21 protein-coding genes and 1 pseudogene are annotated in these 18,796 nt (G+C 60.7%); 18 read left to right on the top strand and 4 right to left on the bottom strand.

Features of this window, described 5'->3' with window-relative positions; translation table 11 throughout:
• Position 1 precedes the first annotated feature (1 nt).
• The 17 genes from COL8621_RS18595 (at position 2) to scpB (ending at position 16,129) form a co-directional block, all read left to right on the top strand.
• Complete coding sequence (locus COL8621_RS18595; protein ID WP_093968927.1) at positions 2-772, top strand: thiazole synthase; 771 nt, start codon at positions 2-4, stop codon at positions 770-772.
• Positions 769-1,365: a thiamine phosphate synthase gene (locus COL8621_RS18590; RefSeq protein ID WP_093968926.1), complete on the top strand. Its 597-nt coding sequence runs from the start codon at positions 769-771 to the stop codon at positions 1,363-1,365. The genes COL8621_RS18595 and COL8621_RS18590 overlap by 4 nt, the downstream gene beginning before the upstream one ends.
• Positions 1,362-2,342: a HesA/MoeB/ThiF family protein gene (locus COL8621_RS18585; protein WP_093968925.1), complete on the top strand. Its 981-nt coding sequence runs from the start codon at positions 1,362-1,364 to the stop codon at positions 2,340-2,342. Before COL8621_RS18590 ends, COL8621_RS18585 begins: the two co-directional genes overlap by 4 nt.
• Positions 2,343-2,352: 10 nt before the next feature.
• Complete coding sequence (locus COL8621_RS18580; protein ID WP_093968969.1) at positions 2,353-3,291, top strand: ABC transporter substrate-binding protein; 939 nt, start codon at positions 2,353-2,355, stop codon at positions 3,289-3,291.
• Entirely contained in the window at positions 3,288-3,959 is a 672-nt protein-coding gene (tenA, locus tag COL8621_RS18575) for a thiaminase II (protein ID WP_093968924.1), read from the top strand. The genes COL8621_RS18580 and tenA overlap by 4 nt, the downstream gene beginning before the upstream one ends.
• The gene (locus COL8621_RS18570) at positions 3,956-4,690 is read left to right on the top strand and encodes an ABC transporter ATP-binding protein (RefSeq protein ID WP_093968923.1); all 735 of its coding nucleotides are present in this window, start codon (positions 3,956-3,958) and stop codon (positions 4,688-4,690) included. The genes tenA and COL8621_RS18570 overlap by 4 nt, the downstream gene beginning before the upstream one ends.
• Entirely contained in the window at positions 4,677-5,327 is a 651-nt protein-coding gene (locus tag COL8621_RS18565) for a TenA family protein (RefSeq protein ID WP_093968922.1), read from the top strand. The genes COL8621_RS18570 and COL8621_RS18565 overlap by 14 nt, the downstream gene beginning before the upstream one ends.
• On the top strand, positions 5,327-6,061 hold the full coding sequence (locus COL8621_RS18560; protein WP_093968968.1) for an ABC transporter permease: 735 nt from the start codon (positions 5,327-5,329) through the stop codon (positions 6,059-6,061). Before COL8621_RS18565 ends, COL8621_RS18560 begins: the two co-directional genes overlap by 1 nt.
• A gap of 403 nt (positions 6,062-6,464) precedes the next feature.
• Positions 6,465-7,334 carry an AraC family transcriptional regulator gene (locus COL8621_RS18550; RefSeq protein WP_093968920.1) on the top strand — a complete coding sequence of 290 codons (870 nt, stop codon included), beginning with the start codon at positions 6,465-6,467 and terminating at the stop codon, positions 7,332-7,334.
• Positions 7,335-7,408: 74 nt separating this feature from the next.
• Positions 7,409-9,547, top strand: a complete 2,139-nt coding sequence (locus COL8621_RS18545; protein WP_235823950.1) for a TonB-dependent siderophore receptor — start codon at positions 7,409-7,411, stop codon at positions 9,545-9,547.
• A 128-nt stretch (positions 9,548-9,675) separates the two neighbouring features.
• A complete protein-coding gene (locus COL8621_RS18540) occupies positions 9,676-10,704 on the top strand; it encodes an ABC transporter substrate-binding protein (protein ID WP_093968918.1) in 1,029 nt (342 codons plus the stop codon).
• The gene (locus tag COL8621_RS18535; protein ID WP_093968917.1) at positions 10,701-11,684 is read left to right on the top strand and encodes a FecCD family ABC transporter permease; all 984 of its coding nucleotides are present in this window, start codon (positions 10,701-10,703) and stop codon (positions 11,682-11,684) included. The genes COL8621_RS18540 and COL8621_RS18535 overlap by 4 nt, the downstream gene beginning before the upstream one ends.
• Entirely contained in the window at positions 11,681-12,658 is a 978-nt protein-coding gene (locus COL8621_RS18530) for a FecCD family ABC transporter permease (protein ID WP_093968916.1), read from the top strand. The genes COL8621_RS18535 and COL8621_RS18530 overlap by 4 nt, the downstream gene beginning before the upstream one ends.
• A complete protein-coding gene (locus COL8621_RS18525) occupies positions 12,655-13,425 on the top strand; it encodes an ABC transporter ATP-binding protein (RefSeq protein WP_093968915.1) in 771 nt (256 codons plus the stop codon). Before COL8621_RS18530 ends, COL8621_RS18525 begins: the two co-directional genes overlap by 4 nt.
• Positions 13,426-13,476: 51 nt before the next feature.
• Positions 13,477-14,511, top strand: coding sequence for a siderophore-interacting protein (locus COL8621_RS18520; RefSeq protein ID WP_093968914.1), 1,035 nt, complete (start codon positions 13,477-13,479; stop codon positions 14,509-14,511).
• A gap of 71 nt (positions 14,512-14,582) precedes the next feature.
• On the top strand, positions 14,583-15,509 hold the full coding sequence (locus COL8621_RS18515) for a DUF1403 family protein (protein WP_093968913.1): 927 nt from the start codon (positions 14,583-14,585) through the stop codon (positions 15,507-15,509).
• Positions 15,510-15,511: 2 nt separating this feature from the next.
• Positions 15,512-16,129 (top strand): SMC-Scp complex subunit ScpB, encoded by a 618-nt coding sequence (scpB, locus tag COL8621_RS18510; protein ID WP_235823949.1) that lies wholly within the window; start codon positions 15,512-15,514, stop codon positions 16,127-16,129.
• Between the two features lie 188 nt (positions 16,130-16,317).
• On the opposite strand, the gene COL8621_RS18500 is transcribed toward scpB, so the two are convergent.
• Both COL8621_RS18500 and COL8621_RS18495 read right to left on the bottom strand, forming a co-directional pair.
• On the bottom strand, positions 16,318-16,830 hold the full coding sequence (locus COL8621_RS18500) for an RES family NAD+ phosphorylase (protein WP_093968911.1): 513 nt from the start codon (positions 16,828-16,830) through the stop codon (positions 16,318-16,320).
• Positions 16,830-17,180 carry an MbcA/ParS/Xre antitoxin family protein gene (locus tag COL8621_RS18495; protein ID WP_093968910.1) on the bottom strand — a complete coding sequence of 117 codons (351 nt, stop codon included), beginning with the start codon at positions 17,178-17,180 and terminating at the stop codon, positions 16,830-16,832. Before COL8621_RS18495 ends, COL8621_RS18500 begins: the two co-directional genes overlap by 1 nt.
• Before the next feature lie 117 nt (positions 17,181-17,297).
• On the opposite strand from COL8621_RS18495, the gene COL8621_RS19455 reads away from it, so the two are divergent.
• Positions 17,298-17,438: a DUF4172 domain-containing protein gene (locus COL8621_RS19455; protein ID WP_093968909.1), complete on the top strand. Its 141-nt coding sequence runs from the start codon at positions 17,298-17,300 to the stop codon at positions 17,436-17,438.
• A gap of 507 nt (positions 17,439-17,945) precedes the next feature.
• Here the strand turns inward: COL8621_RS19455 and COL8621_RS19050 are convergent.
• Both COL8621_RS19050 and COL8621_RS18480 read right to left on the bottom strand, forming a co-directional pair.
• Positions 17,946-18,114 (bottom strand): annotated as a pseudogene (locus tag COL8621_RS19050) (IS3 family transposase); the annotation flags it as partial.
• Between the two features lie 54 nt (positions 18,115-18,168).
• The gene (locus tag COL8621_RS18480; RefSeq protein ID WP_093968908.1) at positions 18,169-18,795 is read right to left on the bottom strand and encodes a ferric reductase-like transmembrane domain-containing protein; all 627 of its coding nucleotides are present in this window, start codon (positions 18,793-18,795) and stop codon (positions 18,169-18,171) included.
• Between the last annotated feature and the right edge of the window lies 1 nt (position 18,796).

Genomic DNA, 18,796 nt, shown 5'->3' with positions numbered 1-18,796 from the left:
CATGCCGAATTTTTACGGAACCGAAGTTGCCTCGCGGCTGATGTTGGGCACGGCGCAATACCCATCGCCCGCCATTCTGGCGGATGCGTTCCGCCGATCCGGGGCTGGCATCGCCACCGTTTCGGTCCGCCGCGAAGCGGGCGGCGACCGCGCGGGGCAGGATTTCTGGGCGCTGATCAAGGAACTGGGCGTTGCCGTTCTGCCCAACACCGCCGGGTGCCATTCCGCGCGTGAGGCGATCACCACCGCCCACATGGCCCGCGAATTGTTCGACACCCCTTGGATCAAGCTAGAGGTGATCGGCCATGCCGACACGTTACAGCCCGACCCGTTCGGCCTGATCGAAGCGGCCCGTGCTTTGACGGACGACGGGTTTCAGGTCTTTCCCTATTGCACCGAAGATCTGGTTCTGTGCGAACGCCTGCTAGAGGCCGGGTGCGAAGTTTTGATGCCATGGGGCGCGCCCATCGGCACAGGGCTGGGGCTGAACAACATCTACGGTCTGCGCAGCCTTCGCGCCCATTACCCCGACGTTCCCATGGTGATCGACGCCGGGCTTGGCCTGCCCAGTCAGGCGGCGCAAGCGATTGAAATGGGGTTTGATGCGGTGCTGTTGAACACCGCCGTCGCCAAAGCGGGCGACCCCGCGATGATGGCCGAAAGCTTTGCGTTGGCGGTTCAGGCCGGGGCGCTGGCCCACGCCGCCGACCCGATGGAGCCGCGCGACATGGCCGCGCCCAGCACCCCCGTTTTAGGAAAGGCGTTCCTATGACCCTGCCTTCGTTTTACCCGATCTTTGATGATGTGCGTTGGTTGCACCGGACCCTGCCCTTGGGCGTGAAGCTTGTGCAGCTTCGCATCAAGGACCAGCCCCAAGACGTGCTGCGCCAGCAGCTCGCCGAAGGCCGTGATCTGTGCCGCGCCCATGGGGCCACGTTGGTGGTCAACGACTATTGGGAACTGGCGATCGACCTGGGGTGCGACTGGATCCACCTTGGGCAAGAAGATCTGGACACCGCAGACACTCCGGCCATCCGCGCGGCGGGCCTGAAGCTGGGCGTTTCAACCCACGACCGGGCCGAACTGGACCGTGCGTTGGCGTTGAACCCTGACTATGTGGCGCTTGGCCCGGTTTATCCGACCATCCTGAAAAAGATGAAGTGGCACCAGCAGGGGCTGGAAAAGCTGACCGAATGGAAAGCGTTGATCGGGGATATCCCGCTGGTCGCCATCGGCGGCATGTCGGTGGAACGTGCGCAAGGGGCGTTTGACGCTGGCGCAGACATCGTTTCCGCCGTCACCGACATCACCCTGAACGATGATCCCGAAGGGCGCACCGAAAGCTGGCTAAAGGTGTGCAAGTGACCCGTTACGCCCGCCAGATTGCCGTGCCCACATTCGGGGCCGAAGGGCAGGCGCGTTTGCGCGCGGCCACGGTTCTGGTGATCGGTGCGGGCGGGTTGGCGGCACCTGTGCTGCAATATCTGGTCGGGGCAGGGGTGGGCACGATCCGCTTGGTCGATGATGACACCGTCGCGCTTAGCAACCTGCACCGCCAAACGCTGTTCCGTGAAACCGACATTGGCGTGCCAAAGGCCATGGCCGCAGCCGCACATATGAAGACCCTGAACGCCGAAAGTGAAATCCTCCCCCACATCACGCGGTTTGATCCGGCCAATGTCGGCGCGTTGTGCCATGGGGTTGATGTGGTGCTGGATTGCGCCGACAGCTTCGCCGCCTCTTACATCGCGTCCGATCACTGCGTTGCCCATGGCATCCCGTTGATCAGTGCCTCGGTCGTGGGGATGGATGGGTATTGCGGCGGGTTCTGTGGCGGCGCACCGGGGTTGCGCGCAGTGTTTCCTGACCTGCCCGAACGGCTGGGCAGTTGCGACGCAGACGGGGTGCTTGGCCCCGCTGTTGGGGTGATTGGGGCGGTGCAGGCGCAGATGGCGGTGGCGGTTTTGGCCGGCAGCGCGCCGTCGCCACTTGGCCAGCTTGTCACCTATGACGCGCAGAATTTCCGATTTGGCGGCTTTCGCTTTGACGGCGCTGAAAACCCCGCGCCTCTGCCCGGTTTTATCGCCCATGGCGACATCGCGCAGGGCGATTTCGTAGTGGACCTGCGCGAGGTGAACGAACCCGGCCCAGCCCTAAACGGGGCCGGGCGCCACAGTGTTATCGAATTCGGGGCCGATGGCCCTGTCCCTCAACCCTCCCAACACCGGGCCGTGCTGGCGTGTCGGTCGGGCCTGCGTGCATGGCAGGCGGCTGATCGTTTGGCGCGTGTCTGGACGGGTGAAATTGTGCTTGTTGCCCTTGGCGACGGCGATGAACATTAAGGAGAAACAGATGTTCAAATACCTTGTAACCGCCGCGCTGTTCGCGGCCAGCGGCCCGGCGATGGCGCAGGACAAAATGACCCTGCTGCTGGATTGGTTCATCAACCCCGACCACGGCCCGATCATCGTGGCACAGGAAAAGGGCTATTTCGCGGATCAGGGGCTAGAGGTTGAAATCATTGCCCCCGCTGATCCGGCCGATCCGCCCAAAATGGTTGCCGCAGGCAAGGCAGATCTGGCCGTGTCTTACCAACCCTCGCAGCATTTGCAGGTTGCCGAAGGCCTGCCGCTGATCCGCGTTGGCACGCTGGTTGCCACGCCGCTGAACTGTCTGTTGGTGTTGCAAGACGGGCCGATCAAACAGATCGCCGACCTGAAGGGCAAAAAGATCGGCTATTCCGTTGCCGGTGTCGAAGAGGCGCTTTTGACAGCCATTCTGGGGCGTCACGGGCTGGCCACATCGGATGTGGAGCTGGTTAACGTGAACTGGTCGCTGTCGCCGTCGCTGATGTCGGGGCAGGTGGACGCGGTGATTGGTGCCTACCGGAACTTTGAGCTGAACCAGATGGAGATTGAAGGCGTCAACGGCCGCTGTTTCTATGTCGAAGAAGAAGGCGTGCCGACCTATGACGAACTGATCTATGTCGCCAACAGCGAAACGCTTGATGCGGCTCTAATCCGCCGGTTTTTGCGCGCAACCGAACTGGCCACGCAGTATATCGTCAACCACCCCGAAGAAAGCTGGGAGCTGTTCAAAGGCACCTCTGCCGAGCTGGATGACGAACTGAACGCAAAAGCATGGGTCGATACGTTCCCACGGTTTGCCCTGCGCCCCGAAGCGTTGGACGAAGGCCGCTATGCACGGTTCGAACAGTTCCTTGCAGATGCGGGTCTGATCGAAGGAACCCGCCCGGTTTCCGAACTGGCCGTTGATCTGGGCGCGCAATGACCTTTGGGCGCATCTTTCCCCTTTGGCGTGATGCGGCGGGCCCAGATTGGCCCGCCTACACCAATCATGCCTTCGTTCAGGGGCTTGGCGATGGCACCCTGCCGCGCGACGCGTTCCTGCACTATCTGGTGCAGGACTATGTGTTCCTGATCCACTTTTCCCGCGCTTGGGCCTTGGCGGTTACCAAGTCCGAAGCGCTGGAAGAAATGCGCCTTTGCGCGGCCACGGTGAACGCACTGATCAACGAAGAAATCGCGCTTCATGTTGGGGTGTGCGGCGCGGCGGGCATATCCGAGGCGCAGCTTTTCGCAGCCGAAGAGCGGCCCGAAAACCTTGCCTACACCCGCTATGTGTTGGATGCGGGCCATTCGGGCGATTTGCTGGATCTGCTGGCGGCGCTGGCGCCATGTGTTCTGGGCTATGGCGAAATCGGCGCGCGGTTGGGCCGCACGGCAACGTCTGATGCATACGGTGATTGGATCGCGACCTATTCGGGGGCCGAATACCAACAGGTTTGCGCAGATGTCGGCGGGCTGATCGACGGTGCGGTGGAACGGCGTCTGGGCGATGCGCCCGAAAACTCTCCGCGTTGGGGGGGCTTGTGCAAACGGTTCCATATGGCCACGAAGCTAGAGGTTGGATTCTGGGATATGGGGCTGAAACCGTGACTATTGCACCGGCATTGCATCTTGATGGCGCGGCCTCGTTTGATGGGGTGCCGGTGTTTGCAGGCGTGTCGCTGGACGTTCCGGCGGGGCAGTGGACCTGTTTGCTAGGCTCCAGCGGGGTTGGCAAATCGACCGTGCTGAAACTGTTCGCCGGGCTGGATGCGGGCGTTGAATTTGACGGTGCGTTGGGGGCCAGCGACGGCCCGCTTGCCGGTCAGGTCGCGCTGATGGCGCAGGATGATCTGTTGCTGCCGTGGCTGTCCGTCACTGAAAACGTGCTGCTGGGAGCGCGCCTGCGGGGCACGCGGCCGGATCACGCGCGCGCCCAATCCGTACTGGCCCGCGTCGGGCTGACGGACAAGGCAGATCGTCGGCCCGGGGAACTGTCCGGAGGGCAGCGCCAGCGCGTCGCGCTTGCCCGCACCCTGATGGAGGATCGCCCCGTCGTCCTGTTGGATGAACCCTTTTCCGCCCTTGATGCCCGCACCCGTGCCCAGATGCAGGAACTGACGGCCGAGGTTCTGACAGGGCGCACCGTGCTGTTGGTCACCCACGAACCGGCCGAGGCGGCCCGGCTGGGCCACAGCATCAAAGTGATGACAGAAACCGGGCTGATTGATGTGACGCCGCCCCCCGGCGACATTCCGCGCCCGGTCGATGATCCGGCCGTTTTACGCGTTCAAACCAGCCTGCTGGCCCAATTGAGAGAGGACGCCAATGCGCGCGACTGAATACCTTAGGACCCTGGCAAGCGACGATTGGGCCGCCGCAACGCAACATGCGTTTACCGACGCGCTGGCCGATGGCAGCTTAAGCGCCCGGAAAATGGCGGGCTATCTGCAACAGGATTACCTGTTTTTGGACGAATTCGTGCGGCTTTTGGCCTCGGCCGTTGCTCATGCGCCGACATTGGCAGACAGGGTGCCCGCCGCGCAGTTTCTGGCGCTGATCACCGGCCCCGAAAACACCTATTTTCAGCGCAGTCTTGATGCGCTGAAGGTACCCCACGACGCTGCGCCGATGCCCGAAACCAGCGCGTTTCTGGCCCTGATGGCCGAGGCGCGCAGTTCGGGCCGGTACGAAGTGATGCTGGCCGTGCTGGTCGTGGCCGAATGGGTCTATCTGGAATGGGCAACGCCCTTTGCCGACCGGGCTGACGATTTGCCATTCTGGCTGGGTGAATGGATCACGCTGCACTGTGGCGAAGGGTTTGAAGGGGTTGTCGCCTATCTGCGTGGCCAGCTTGATACCGTGTGGGCCGAACTTGACGTTACCGCCCGCGCCCGCGTCGAAGAGGTGTTCTGCGAAGCGGTCCGGTTAGAACGCGCGTTCTTTGACGCCGCTTGGGCCGGGTTTCGGGTCGCATGATGCGCGGTTGGCAATCAGCTGTCGCCTCGGCCGTGCTGGGGCTTGCGCTTTGGCAGGGCGTCGTTTGGGCGTATGACTTGCCGCGCTTTATCCTGCCGGGGCCTGTGCTGGTGGCCGAAACCATGTGGAAAAGCCGCGCGCTGATTGCCGAACACACGTTGATTACTGCGACCGAGGTTCTGATCGGGCTGGTTCTGGGCGCGGTGCTGGGGGGGCTATCGGCCATCGGGTTGGCGGCCTCGCCCATGGCGCGGTCGTTGGTCAAACCGCTGTTGGTGTTCAGTCAGGCGATCCCGGTGTTCGCGCTGGCGCCGATCCTGACGCTGTGGCTGGGCTATGGGTTGGGGTCGAAAATCGCGATGGCGGTGATCATCATCTATTTCCCGGTCACGTCGTCCTTCTTTGACGCACTAATGCGCACGAACCCCGATTGGCTGGGTTTGGCCCGCGTAATGGGCGCACGCCCGGCGCGGATCATGTGGCACATCCGCATTCCGGCCGCCTTGCCGGGCTTTGCATCCGGCCTGCGTCTGGCCGCCGTTTACGCCCCGATCGGCGCGATCATTGGGGAATGGGTCGGTGCCTCTAAGGGGTTGGGGTATTTGATGCTGTTGGCCAACGGACGCGCCAAAATCGACCTGATGTTCGCCGCGCTGATCGTCTTGGCAATCTTTACGATCCTGCTGCATGTGGCTGTGGGCAAGCTGGCCGAGAAACTGTTTGAGCGGGCCTAAGCCCTGAGCAAGTTGCCGCCGCAACTGCTTAGGGCAGCGCGATCCAAAGGCTGATAACACTGCCTTCGTGGGGCAGTTGGCAATCCGAAAAGGCCGGGCTTTTATAAGGCTTTGCGCCCCCTGCCAGAAACGTGGTCGATTCCAAGTAAATCTTGCACTTTCTGTTTCGTGCGAAGTCTTGCGCGACCTTAAGGAATTTCTGATTTTGTTGCGCATTGGCAAATCTTTTATGCCCCGTCACCACGCCGATCGGAAATACCTAGGCCCAACGCGCCCCTTTCGGTTGGTTGACCTTGCGCCAGTTGCGGCGAACAGGCCATTGCATTAGCATTATGACAGCGCTAACCACCCCAAACGCTCAGCAAACGAAGTAGCCAGGCCGGAAAATCTCAAAGGCCAGCTTATGTCGTTTCATCCCAGAATGTATGCCTCGGTTCACGGGTTCGTCACCCGCGCAGACCCGCATAGTATCGTGTTGGACCACGGTGCGATTGATTACTGGGACGTGCATTGCGATGCCGGCGCGGCGGGGCACTATGTTTCGATACATCCGCGGTTTGTGTTCATTTTGGATCACGCGCCAATATCGTTTTACACGCAAAAAGGCGGTTCTGCGTTTGAATCTATGGCGTGCTATATCCCCGCCGGGCAGCAGTTGTGGAGCAAGGTCGAAAAGCGGCGCACGCTTCGGCATTTGGACGTGCACATTTCCAACAAGCACCTGCACAAACTGCGCGGGCCGGGTGTGCGGTTTGATCAGCCAGTGCATCTGTCAAATTCAGCAGGTCTGGGGGCCATGGCTGAAATCTTGGCGGGCGAATGTGTGACCCCCCAACGGTCAAAGCGTCATATCGAAGAGCTGACAAATTCCATCATCCACGAACTGTTCCACCTTGCGGCATCGCAAACCTCGGATCAGTCGCGCCACAGCCTGACGCCCATCGTCAAAGCGTATCTTCGCGAAAATCTGGATCAGAAGATCACCGTTGAACATCTGGCCGAACGGGCCGGGATGTCGCGCACCAATTTCAACCGGATGTTTCGAAAAGAAACCGGGTCGTCCCCATATCAGTGGATTTTGCAGGCCAAGGTTAAGCACGCGCAGAAATACATCCAACGGGGCATGCCGTTTGCCCAAATCGCCAGCGCGACGGGCTTTACCGATCAGGCCCATTTTAGCCGCAGCTTCAAGTTGGCCACCGGCGTTGCGCCCGGGGTTTGGAAAATCGAAAACCAGATGGGCAATTCTGGTCCGATTATACAAGACATCTAAACCCGACTCTTTTTATCAGGGACGCAAATATGGGGCCCGCGCGACGTTCGCGGGATATTTGCTTGCGAGGTATCATGAAAAACAGTGAATGGAATTCACGCCGCTTCACCCGGATCGGGGTTTGCGGATTAATGCTGTCGGTGTCAGCCACGGCGCTGTCGGCACAATCAAGCGATGGCATTATCGACCTAGAAGAAATCGTGGTCGAAGTGCAGGAAGACGCGACAGGCCCGGTGGGCGCTGACAAGAACCCGCCGACGGTGACGGGGTCAAAGTTCCCTGTGTTCCTGAACGAAGTTCCGCAATCCGTAACCGTTTTGGGCGAAGAGCAAATCCAACGCTTTGGCGCCAAACGCACAAGCGAAGCGTTGCGATACGCGGCCGGTGTGACAGCCGACGTGTTTGGCGACGACAACGATTACGACTGGCTTCGGATCCGGGGCTTTCAGGCCGATCAAACCGGGGTTTATCTGGACAATGCCCAAAACCTTGCCTTTGCCTTCGGGTCATTTTTCATCGACCCCTACACGCTTGAGCGGATCGAAATTCTGCGCGGTCCCTCTTCGGCGTTGTATGGCGGATCGAACCCGGGTGGGCTTGTTAACTACGTCTCAAAAAGACCGGGCGAGCGTCTTCGCGAAGTTACGGTTGGTCTGAACGATGCGTCGTCCCAATGGCTGGAATTTGATTTCGGCGATACGCTTGGCGGCGAACAGGCATACCGCCTGACGGGTCGCATCGAAGGCGGCGACAAGTACGATGAATTCAACAGCGGCCTGCGCGGAACGCTTGCGCCGTCTTACAAATTCACCACCGATGGCGGCACCGAAGTTACCCTTCTTGCCAACTTTCACATGGCCGACGAACAGCACAACGGCAGCACGTTCCTGCCGTATGAAGGCACCGTCGTGGCCACGCCTGAATTCGGCTATATCGGTGACGACGTGAACTTTTCTGATCCCGACTGGGACAGCTATATGCGCAAGCAGGGTTCGGTGTCTGCGATTGTCGAACATCAGTTCGATAACGGCTTTACCTTTACCGGCATCGGGCGCGCGGGCGTTGCAAGCGTGGAAGAATCCTATTGGTACGCTTCGGGGTATTCCGGCTATGCGCCCAGCCCCGTGGATGCGGCTGGCACGCTTAGCATGATCGCGTTCGACCATGACACTCTTGTCAAAACGGCCCAAGCTGATTTGCGTTACTACGGCACGATCGACGCGGGCGCGGTAAGTCATGATCTGTTGTTCGGGCTGGATGCGCGCGACTATTGGCTGGATGAAACGCAGGCTGTTGGTTTTGGATCGACCACCGTGGTTGGTTCCTCATCCCCCGGCACGCCGACAATTGGTGCGCCTTATCAAGATGCGGTCACGACCCAACAACAGGTCGGGCTGTATTTTCAGGATCAGATGCGTTGGGGCGCGGGCTGGATCGGCACCGTCAACCTGCGCCACGATTTCGTAGAGACCGAACAGGATGGCCCAGCAGGCTTTAGCCGTAACGACAGCGAATCGTCCTATCGCGTGGCAATTGCGCGCGAAGGTGCCAACGGGTTCACGCCTTATCTGTCCTATTCCAGCTTCTTTGACCCGCTGATCGCCTCGCCGGCCAGCGGTGTGACAAAGCCGGAATACGGCGATCAGATCGAACTTGGCTTTAAATGGGCACCGCTGGGTGAAAACTTTGCGCTGTCTGGCGCGGTGTTCCAGATCGACCAAAGCAACGTCGTAACGGGTGCATTCCCTGTCTTTGACCAGCTGGGCAAGGTGCGTTCGCGCGGGGTTGAATTGGAAGGCAGCTATGACTTTGGCAACGGCCTTTCGGTTGCTGGTGCTGCGACCTTCCTTGACGTGAAAGTCAAAGAAGACAGCAACGCCGCCTTGATCGGCACAACACCAACCCTGATCCCCGAATCCGAACTTTCCCTGACCGCCAGCTATGAATTTGCGGGCGCGTTGAACGGGCTGACAGTGGGCGCAGGCGCACGCCATCGCGGCAAAAGCTTTGCTGACGCGAACAACACGCTTTCGGTTCCAACCTCTACGGTGGTCGATGTCTTTGCGTCGTATGAATTTGCCAACGGGCTGGAAACCAACTTTGCCGTCACGAACGTCGCTGACAAAACCTATGTGACGGGCTGTCAGACTGCGGTTGTGTGTTCTTACGGATCAGGCCGCGAAGTAAGCCTTTCGCTTACCTCGCGCTTCTAATCCACGGGGCATTTCAAAAGATGAAGTTACGCTGTGAAAACGGCGTAACTTTTTTGTTCGATCGGGCCATGTAAGGGCCCAGCTCCTGCTTTTTGACGTGTGTTGATTGGGTGACGGGACGGGGTAAGATGAAAAGAGCGACCGGTATTCAGGCCCCGCAAGCGGGGCGCGCGTCCAGACGTGGGTTTCTGGGCGGTGCCTGTGCAACCCTGTTTGCGCCCCATGTCATTGCGGCCCCATCCCAGCTGCGTTTTACCCATGCCTATGGCGAAACCGTTCTGGCGGAACCCGCCCGGCGCGTCGTTTCGGTGGGGTATAATACCCAAGACACCATTCTGGCCCTTGGCGTTGTGCCGGTTGGCATTCGTTATTGGTTTGGCAACTATCCCTTCGGGGTCTGGCCTTGGGCGCAATCCTATCTGGGTGGGGCAGAGCCTAAGCTTATGATTGGCGAAGTGTCGATGGACACCGTGTCGGGCCTTGCGCCTGATCTGATCATTGCCAACGGATCGGGCATTTCCAAGGCCGAATATGCGCTGCTGTCCAAGATTGCTCCGGTTTTGATGCAGGGCGAAAACTATTCGACCTATGGCAGCCCTTGGCACGAAGACACCCGCCGGATTGGCCGCGCCTTGGGCAAGTCTGATCTGGCCGAGGATTTGGTGGCAGGCGTCAAAGCCAAATTTGCCGCCGCCAAAGCCCGCCACCCCGAATGGCAGAATAAAACCGCCGCGGCGGCGTGGCACAATACCGGCGAAACCGGTGCCTTTATGCGCGAAGACACCCGCGCGCGCTTCTTGTCAGAGCTGGGCTTCGTTCCCACCAAAAAGCTTGACTATATCGCCGCAAAAGATGGATTTTACACCACCCTGTCGCCCGAAGATCTTTCGCCGCTGGATGCCGATCTGCTGATCTGGATTTCGGCGATGGATGATGCAACCGACATTGCGAACCTGCCCATGCGGCGCACGCTGGCCGCCCACCGCGCCGGGCGCGAGGTGTTCGCAGGCCAGCTGATTTCCGGCGCCTTGTCGTTTGGCAGCGTCTTGTCCCTGCCTTTCGCGCTGGAACAGCTTGAAGGTGACATCGTGGCGGCAATGGATGGGCGGCCTGAAACCGTTGTCGCGTCATCGGCCAAGGCCGGGATCGTGCCATGAAGGGCGCGGTCGTGGTTATAGGGCTGATTGCGTCGATCCTGCTGTCGCTGATGGTCGGGTACAGGGTGCTGGTCCCGTCGGACTATTGGCAGGCGCTAAGCGCGTTTGACCCATATGACCCGGCGCATGTCACGCTGTGGTCTATTCGGGTTCCGCGTGTCATCGCCGCGCTGATCGCGGGCAGCGCGCTGGGGATCGCGGGAACGGTGATGCAATCGCTGACGCGTAATCCGCTGGCTGATCCGGGGTTGTTGGGCGTGAACGCAGGGGCGGCCTTTGCGCTGATCATCGGGACAACGGTGTTGGGCCGGGTCGATCAAGCGTCGATCGCGATGATGGCGTTTCCGGGGGCGGCCGTTGCCTCGGTCGCGGTGTTTGCCCTTGGGGGCGGGTTGCGCGGCGATGCGGGGCCTGTGCGCCTGACGCTTGCGGGCGCTGCGTTGAACGCGCTGCTGTTGTCGCTGGTCACCGCGATGGTGCTGATCCGCCAAGATTCCTTAGAGGTGCTTCGGTTCTGGGTTGCAGGTTCCCTGACACCCGCAGCCATGCGCCCCCTTGCGGAAATGGCGGTGGTTGTCGGGCTGGGCGGTGCGGTCGCGTGGCTTATCGCACCCCAGCTAGAGGCGCTTTCGCTTGGCACCGCAATGGCACGCGGGCTGGGCGCGCGGCCCGCGCGGGTTCAGGGCGCAGCGCTGATTGTCGTTACCTTAACGACGGGGGGCGCTGTTGCGGTGGCGGGCCCGATTGCGTTTCTGGGCCTGATGGTGCCACCGCTTGCCCGGCTGGTTTCGGGCCATCGGTTGCGCGGTGAACTGTTCGCCGCAGCGGGCCTTGGCGCGATGATCGTGCTGTTTGCCGACACCGCTGGGCGGCTGATCCTTGCCCCGGGCGAGGTCCGCGTTGGCGTGATGATCGCCCTTTTGGGTGGGCCTGCCTTTATCTGGATCGCCCGCCAACTGCGCCCCGGAGCACAGACATGAAGGGCGGCGTGATCATTGCCGTGCTTTTGGTGCTGGCGGTTCTGTTTGGCCTGCTGATGGGCCAAGTGCAGATCAGCCCGGCGATGATGTGGCAGGGGCTTGTTACCGGCGAAGGGCCGGGCGCGCTGATGCTGGGCGTGATCCGTGGGCCACGGGTTTTCACGGCTGTGGGGGCGGGGGCGGTGCTAGGCCTTTCGGGGGCCATTTTCCAGACCCTGTTCCGCAACCCACTGGCCGCGCCCGACATCATGGGGTTCACCGCAGGGGCGGGGCTTGCCGTGGTGATGGCCATCGCGTTCGGGGTGAGCGCCCCGATGCCTATCGTGGCGGCGGTTGGTGGTTTGCTGGCCGGTGGGCTGGTCGCGGCGCTGGCCTATCAGCGCCAACATGTGACGCCGCCGCTGACGCTGATCCTGATCGGGCTGGGCGTGGGGTTTGCGGCCTCGGCGCTTTCCACCTTTTTGATGACCCGCCTGACATACAGCGAAGCCGCCGAAGCGCAGCGTTGGCTAACCGGTTCGCTTGCCGCGCGGGACTGGACGCATGTGTCACAAGTCTGGGGGATTGGGCTGGTTTTGACACTGTTTGCGCTGGGACAGAGCCGCTTTCTGTCGGCGATGGAACTGGGCGCAGATCTGGCCGCAGGGCTGGGCGTAAGGGTTGAACGCGCGCGTTGGGGCCTGTCGGTCACTGCCGTTCTGTTGGCGGCAACCGGCGTTGCGGTGGCGGGGCCGGTTCCGTTTGTCGCGCTGATGGCTGGCCCGTTCGGGATACGCCTGACCGGGGCGACAACGTTGGCCGGGCGATTGATGTCGGCCGCCGCTGCCGGTGCGTTGATCATCGTCGCGGCCGACCTGTGCGCGCGCGCCGCGATTTCGGGGGTTCAACTGCCTGTTGGCGTGATGACCGGAATTCTGGGCGCACCCTATCTTTTGTGGCGTTTGTCACGCGAAATGGAAAGAGGCGAGCTATGAACCTCAAAGCCGAGGGGCTGACACTTGGCTATCGCGACCGGAAGGTTGTCACGGCCCTTGATCTTGACCTGCCGCCGCAAAAAGTAACCGCTATTTTGGGGCCGAACGGGTGCGGAAAATCCACGCTGCTGCGTGCCTTGGCGCGGCTTATCAAACCCCAACAGGGCCGCGTGACGCTGAATGGGCGCAACATTCACGCCTGCCCAACCCGCGCCTTGGCACAGGACCTTGCGATATTGCCACAAGCACCGCTTGCCCCCGAAGGCATCCTTGTTGGCGATCTGGTCAAACGCGGCCGCACCCCTTGGCGCGGTTTCCTGTCGCCATGGCGGGCAGAGGATGCCCAAGCCTGCACCCAAGCGCTGGATGCTGTCGGGTTGGGCGATATGGCCGACCGGCAGTTGGATGAGCTGTCTGGCGGGCAACGCCAACGCGCGTGGATCGCGCTGGCCCTTGCGCAACAAACGCCGCTGTTGTTGCTGGACGAACCAACCACTTATCTTGATCTGGTTCACCAGATTGATGTGCTTAGCCTGTTGCGTCAACGCAACCGCGACGCTGGCACAACCGTGATCAGCGTTCTGCATGATCTGAACCTTGCCGCGCGGTTTTCCGACCATCTGGTGTTGATGGGTGATGCCGGGATCGTGGCGACCGGCAGCCCGGAAACGGTTCTTAACCCCGAAAACTTGGATCTGGCCTTTGGCCTTAGGGCGCAAGTCATGCCCGACCCAACAACCGGCGCGCCGATGGTTTTGCCGCTTTAGTCACTGAAATTGCACGCCCCCCGACGGCTTTGGGACAAAAGGAATCATACCGTGACCTATACACAGCAAGCCAACGCGCAGTTCGACGGGGCGCTTCCCGCGGACTTTCAGGTGCATTTCAACGAACATCTGCGCGACATCGGTTTCCCCGTTCATCCCACGGCCGAAGGGTTTCGCGCCCATATGCCCGAAGCCAGCGTAGAGATGAGCCTGGCTGAAACCGGCTTTGCGGTCACGATCCTGTCTTCAAGCACCATCCATCTGCATCAAACCCGCGAAGGGTTTTTGCAAATGCTGAACTACCTCTTTCCCGACGCCGTGGATCAACTGGATTGGAGCGGTGAAATCTCGCGCAATATCGCGCCGCCGAACTTTCATCTGGTCAGCGTGGCGTCTGTGCGCCGGATCAGCCCCAATTTCCTGCGCGTTACCATGGCCTGCGAAAACGTCGGCGCGCTGTTGACGGGCGGCATGCATTTTTCGCTGTTGTTGCCACCCGAAGGGCGCGCGCCGGTCTGGCCGCATATCAATGACGAAGGGCGCACCATCTGGGCCGAGGGCGAAGATCAGCTTCACCGCGCGCCTTATACGTTCGTGGATTTGGACGTAAAGGCCGGGACGTTCAGCTTTGATGTGTTCGAACACGACGGCGGGCGGACAACCGAATGGGCCCGTCACACCACAAAAGGCGACGTTGTCGCCGTTGTCGGCCCCGGCGGCGGAACCTTTCCAACGGGCGATTTTTTGTTGATGGCGGGCGATGAAACCGCGCTGCCTGCGATGCGCCGGATATTGGAACATTCAGACCCCGCGCGCCGTGGCGCGGTGTTCATCGAACTGGGCGATATGCGCGACAAATGCCCAATCGCAGCCCCAGAGGGCGTGACCGTCACATGGGTCCAGCGCGGATCGGGCGACACGATCTTGGATCAGATATGTGCCGCTGGCCTGCCCGAAACAGAGCAAAGCCATTTCGTTTGGTTTGCCGCAGAACGCGATCAGGTGCGCCGTGCAAAATCTCATTTCCGCGACACGGTAAAGATTGAACGGACCCAAGGGTATTTTTCGACCTATTGGACATCTTAGCATCGGCCCGAACACGGCGGTTATTGCGATAACGGATGGAACTAAGCGCCGTTGTCGAATAGGCTTTGACCATGAAGATTGCCGCCAAACCATCCGTGAATGACACGCTTAATCTGCACGCTTTGCCGCGCTGGATCACTGCCGGGCCGCAGGGCACAATCGAAGATGTGGCGTTCGCATCCGGCGCGGCGCTGGCCATGGTAGACATCGTTCTGCGCGACGGCGGGGGCAATTTGCCCGCCGCACTGTTGCGCGATCGGCTGGCCATGAAGGCGGCGCTTGCGTGTCTAAAGCTTGAAGGGCGCAACGAAACCGAATCCGACATTCGCGATGCGGTGTGCCTTAGCCGGCCGGGCGACGCGCTTGGCCCCGCTGGGGATATGTTCGCGGGCTGGCGTCACGTGGCACGGTTGAACCTTGGTATCTCTGTCTGGGTCGATGGGTTTCAGCGCAGTCTTCCCGAACAGATGCGTGATCAGCTGTCGGTAAGTGATTTGATGCGGGCAGGGCACGCGCATCCCGTTGCCCATGCCGCTGACGTGTTGTCCAACGTGTTAACTCAGTTCCCCCGTGAAGAGGCCGCCGCCCTGATGCTGGCAGACATCTGTTTGGCGCGCGGGGTGGGGTGGCCCTTTGCTGTGCCGATCTTCGCGGCACATCTGACCCGGCGCAACGTGCGCGATATTGCAAACGGCCAAGGTGACGCGCTGTTCGCGGCGCATACGGCCGTTATCGCGGGCAGTGGCGGGATCCTTGGGATGGCGTCTGACCTTACCCGCCGTATGGCCAAAATCCGCACGATCGCGCCAAAGCTGCGTGCAAAAGGGGCCGACGATGCGGTGGCATTGTTCCTGCGCACCGATGCGGTATCGCCATCCATCGCCCTTAGCAATTTGATGAGCGACCGCGCCGCCCGCCGCCTGTGTGACCGATTGGTAGATCTGGGCGCGGTCAAAGAGCTGACCGGCCGCCCGACCTTTCGGCTTTACGGGGTTTAGGCATGGCGCAGACAGACACACGCCGACGAAAGGACGATATGACAGGGGCGAAACCAACGCTTGATACCGAACTGTCGGATTTCGCGCCCGAATTGCGTTGGCGCGAATGGATGGCCCGCGTCGAAGCGGTGATCTTTGCCAGCGCAACCCCCGTTGCCAACGAAGACCTGGCGCGGGTTGTCGGGCAGGGCGTGTCTGTCGATCTGCTGATCGAAGATATCCAATCCGAACTTCAGCTTCGCCCCTATGAGCTGGTCGCCGTCGCGGGGGGGTGGATGTTCCGCACGCGTCCTCAGTTCGCCGATTCCATACGCTCAGCCGCGGATGTCAGCGATCAGTTGCTGGACCTGAACGATTTCGAAATCGCGGTGCTATCGGCCATTGCATATCACCAACCGCTGACGCGCGAGGGCCTAAAAGACATCTTCGGAAACGAGGTCAGCCGCGACCTGATCTCCCGCCTTCGCCAGCGTGATCTGATCACAACAGGGCCCCGCAGCCCCCGCGCGGGCGCGCCCTATACCTATGTCACGACCGCACAGTTTCTGGTGGCCTTCGACCTGCAAAGCCTGCGCGACTTGCCCGACCCCGAAGGGTTAGAGGACGCCGGGCTGAGGTAACGCCTTGGGCAACGCAGTGAACCAGATTTCACAACCTCTGGAACAGACCTAGTCCGCTCAGACCGAGCATCTTCGTCGCAAACATGAGCTGATAATCAAAACCTTCGGGAACTATCTGCTGAACGTCTTCGCTGCCGCACGAATCGAGGTGCTGCGCCTGTCGCCAATCAAGAGCTTGGCCTGACAGCTCACATTCGTGACGGCCGCTCTTCATCATCCACGACTTCCAACGAGTAGCCGTCGCCTGTCCAAGCCCACAATACGATGTTGAAGTCCGATGCCGATGCGCCCTTCGCAAAACTCCGGATCAGAAGCCCTACAAACGTATCCGCTATGAGAGCGCGTGCAAGATCCTGCGTCGGCACCGATTGGCCGTCGAGCATCATCATGCGCCATGCAGGATCGGCAAGCATGTCCGCTGTCATGCCGTATCGCGCCAGCGCGTCCTGATCGCGTGTATCAAAAATCGGGCCAAGATCGGCGGTGTAGGACATCAGGATCGTGGGTTGCAGGCTGCCGACCTGATTGGCTTCGCGGAGCGCAGTCTTGGGATCTAGCGCCGTGTAGAGGGCAGGGGTCCCCTTGGCATTGAAGCGCCCTCCATAGAGTTCTGCGCCTCGTCCGGAGAGAGGTTCTCGCGCATACACGGGGTTCAGGGCGCGATAGAGTGGCCCCGTGTAGCGCCTATCTTTCAGAGGCATCAGGCGAAGACGCCCGCGTCGACCGCGTCGATGTACTCCAGAACCTGCTGCGCTTTTCCTTCCTGGACGAGCTGCATGGCGGTCCTACCATCAAAGCCGGGCAGGGGCTCTGATCGGTACCACGCATAAGCCATCAGTTCCGATCCAAAGCGGGGTTCGACCTTGTTCAGCACCTCGACCAGTTCGCGCAAACGGCGCTGCGTCTTGTCAGATCCGATACGCGCCCGCCGTTGCAGGGCGTCCTTGCCGAGTCCGACCGTCAAGGCGATTTCCTCTGCCGATGTCCGCAACACCGCCGCGATCTTTCGTGGTTCGAACTGTCCGCCTTCAGCGAAGTTTGCAAGGTGCATGTTTTACTATCCTTCGGCCATTGTGACGGTATATAGCGCCAATATTACTGATTTTCAAGTTCCAAGTAGGGCATGTGGAGATTGCGCGGCATAATCTCCGCAAAGGCTGCGTAAAATATGACCTTCATCCACGAAATCCCTGATTGGCCGCAGTTTATCTGGGACGAGGCCAAGCTGCCTTCACAACTTGCCGCGGTTCGCCACCATCAAGGCAAGCTCTTGGGGCGAATGGAGGGGCTTGGCTCGTTTGGTTCCTGAATTGCCTGGACCGTGCATTTTGTGGTGCAGAGATCATTCTTGAGGCTGTGTTCCGGAAAGCGCGGTTCTGAGAGAAATACGGAACGGCGAACATCAACGACCGCCAGCGGGACATGCTCAATCGCCTTCTGGATGGGTTCGAAGGAAAACTCACGACGTCGAAATATGCGAAGATCGAGAAGTGTTCCCAGGACACGGCATATCGCGACATCCTCGATCTGATCGATTTGGGGGCACTTGAGAAAGATGAGGCTGGGGGACGCAGCACCAGCTATTCCCTGACAGCGACGTAAAGAGGGGTGTTGTAGGCGGTGCTCCAGACGCCCATTCCAAGCAAGTATCAGTTAATCACCGGTAAGATTTGCCGATCTTGAGGTTCTAAATGCAATGAAAGTGAACCCTGGTTCTGACGGCCTCGGAATTCCTCAGCCTGTGCCTCCGGGCTCGCAGAAAGTGAAATTGTCCTTTGGGTTTTGTGACAGTGACCGGCCCCCGAGGCTCCCTCATTCATAACGAGAGTCTGCGGGTCTGGTTTTCATATTCGTCGTCGTTGGTTTGGGCAAGCGCGCCGGGCGCGGAGCCCTCAAATTGCTCAAGCGTCCGGCGCGCTTCTGCGGGCATCCTCCAAGCTGTCGAACATCTCCTCGTTCAGGAGCTCATCACGCAGGCTGCCATTTGTGAGTGCCGCAGAAAGACCCAGTCGTTAACGGCTGCTGGCCGAACGGATCGGTCATTGCCGCGACTGTCTTCGCCAGCCTCTCCGCACCCCGGTCCAGGGCTTGAGTCGCCCGACCGCCAGCGCCCAGGCTCCAATTGCCGCCGCACACATCAAGGTCTTCGATTCTGTCCCCATCGTGCCTTCAATCAGGATCGCGTGTGCCACGCTCCCGACGACGACAATGGAGGCTGCCATGGTGTGTCCAAGTCGCCAGACCTGCGGTCGAAGACGGAGCTTTTGCCTGATGCCGGCGAGGAGCGCAGCTGCGATCAGTGCCCACATCGCCACGACGCCAAAGGCGGAGAACGCGGTTGGTGCGGTGAAGGTCAATGCATCGACCATGTCGGGCGGGCTCGTGATCCACAGACCGACGACATGCACGGCAATGGCGAGCACCAGCGCAACGCCGGTCCAGCGATGGATCCGTCGCCCAGCCTGCATCGGTATCCCGGGCAGCAGTCTGGCGGCCAGCAGAGGCTGCACCAGCAAGAGGGCCAGCGCGGTCACACCGGCAAATCCTGCCGCCACGTAGGCGGGGGAGCGATACGCGAGGTACTCGCTCCCTGCAGCAACGACCAGGGATGCGCCGATGACGCCCACAATCGCAGACCAGATCAGAATCGCGCGAAGGACGGCCAAG

This window comes from Actibacterium lipolyticum (assembly GCF_900184935.1).
In the GTDB taxonomy this organism is placed as follows: Bacteria; Pseudomonadota; Alphaproteobacteria; order Rhodobacterales; family Rhodobacteraceae; genus Actibacterium_A; species Actibacterium_A lipolyticum.
The sequence above is the reverse complement of the archived record's forward strand: the minus strand, read 5'-3'. Positions and strand labels throughout refer to the sequence as shown.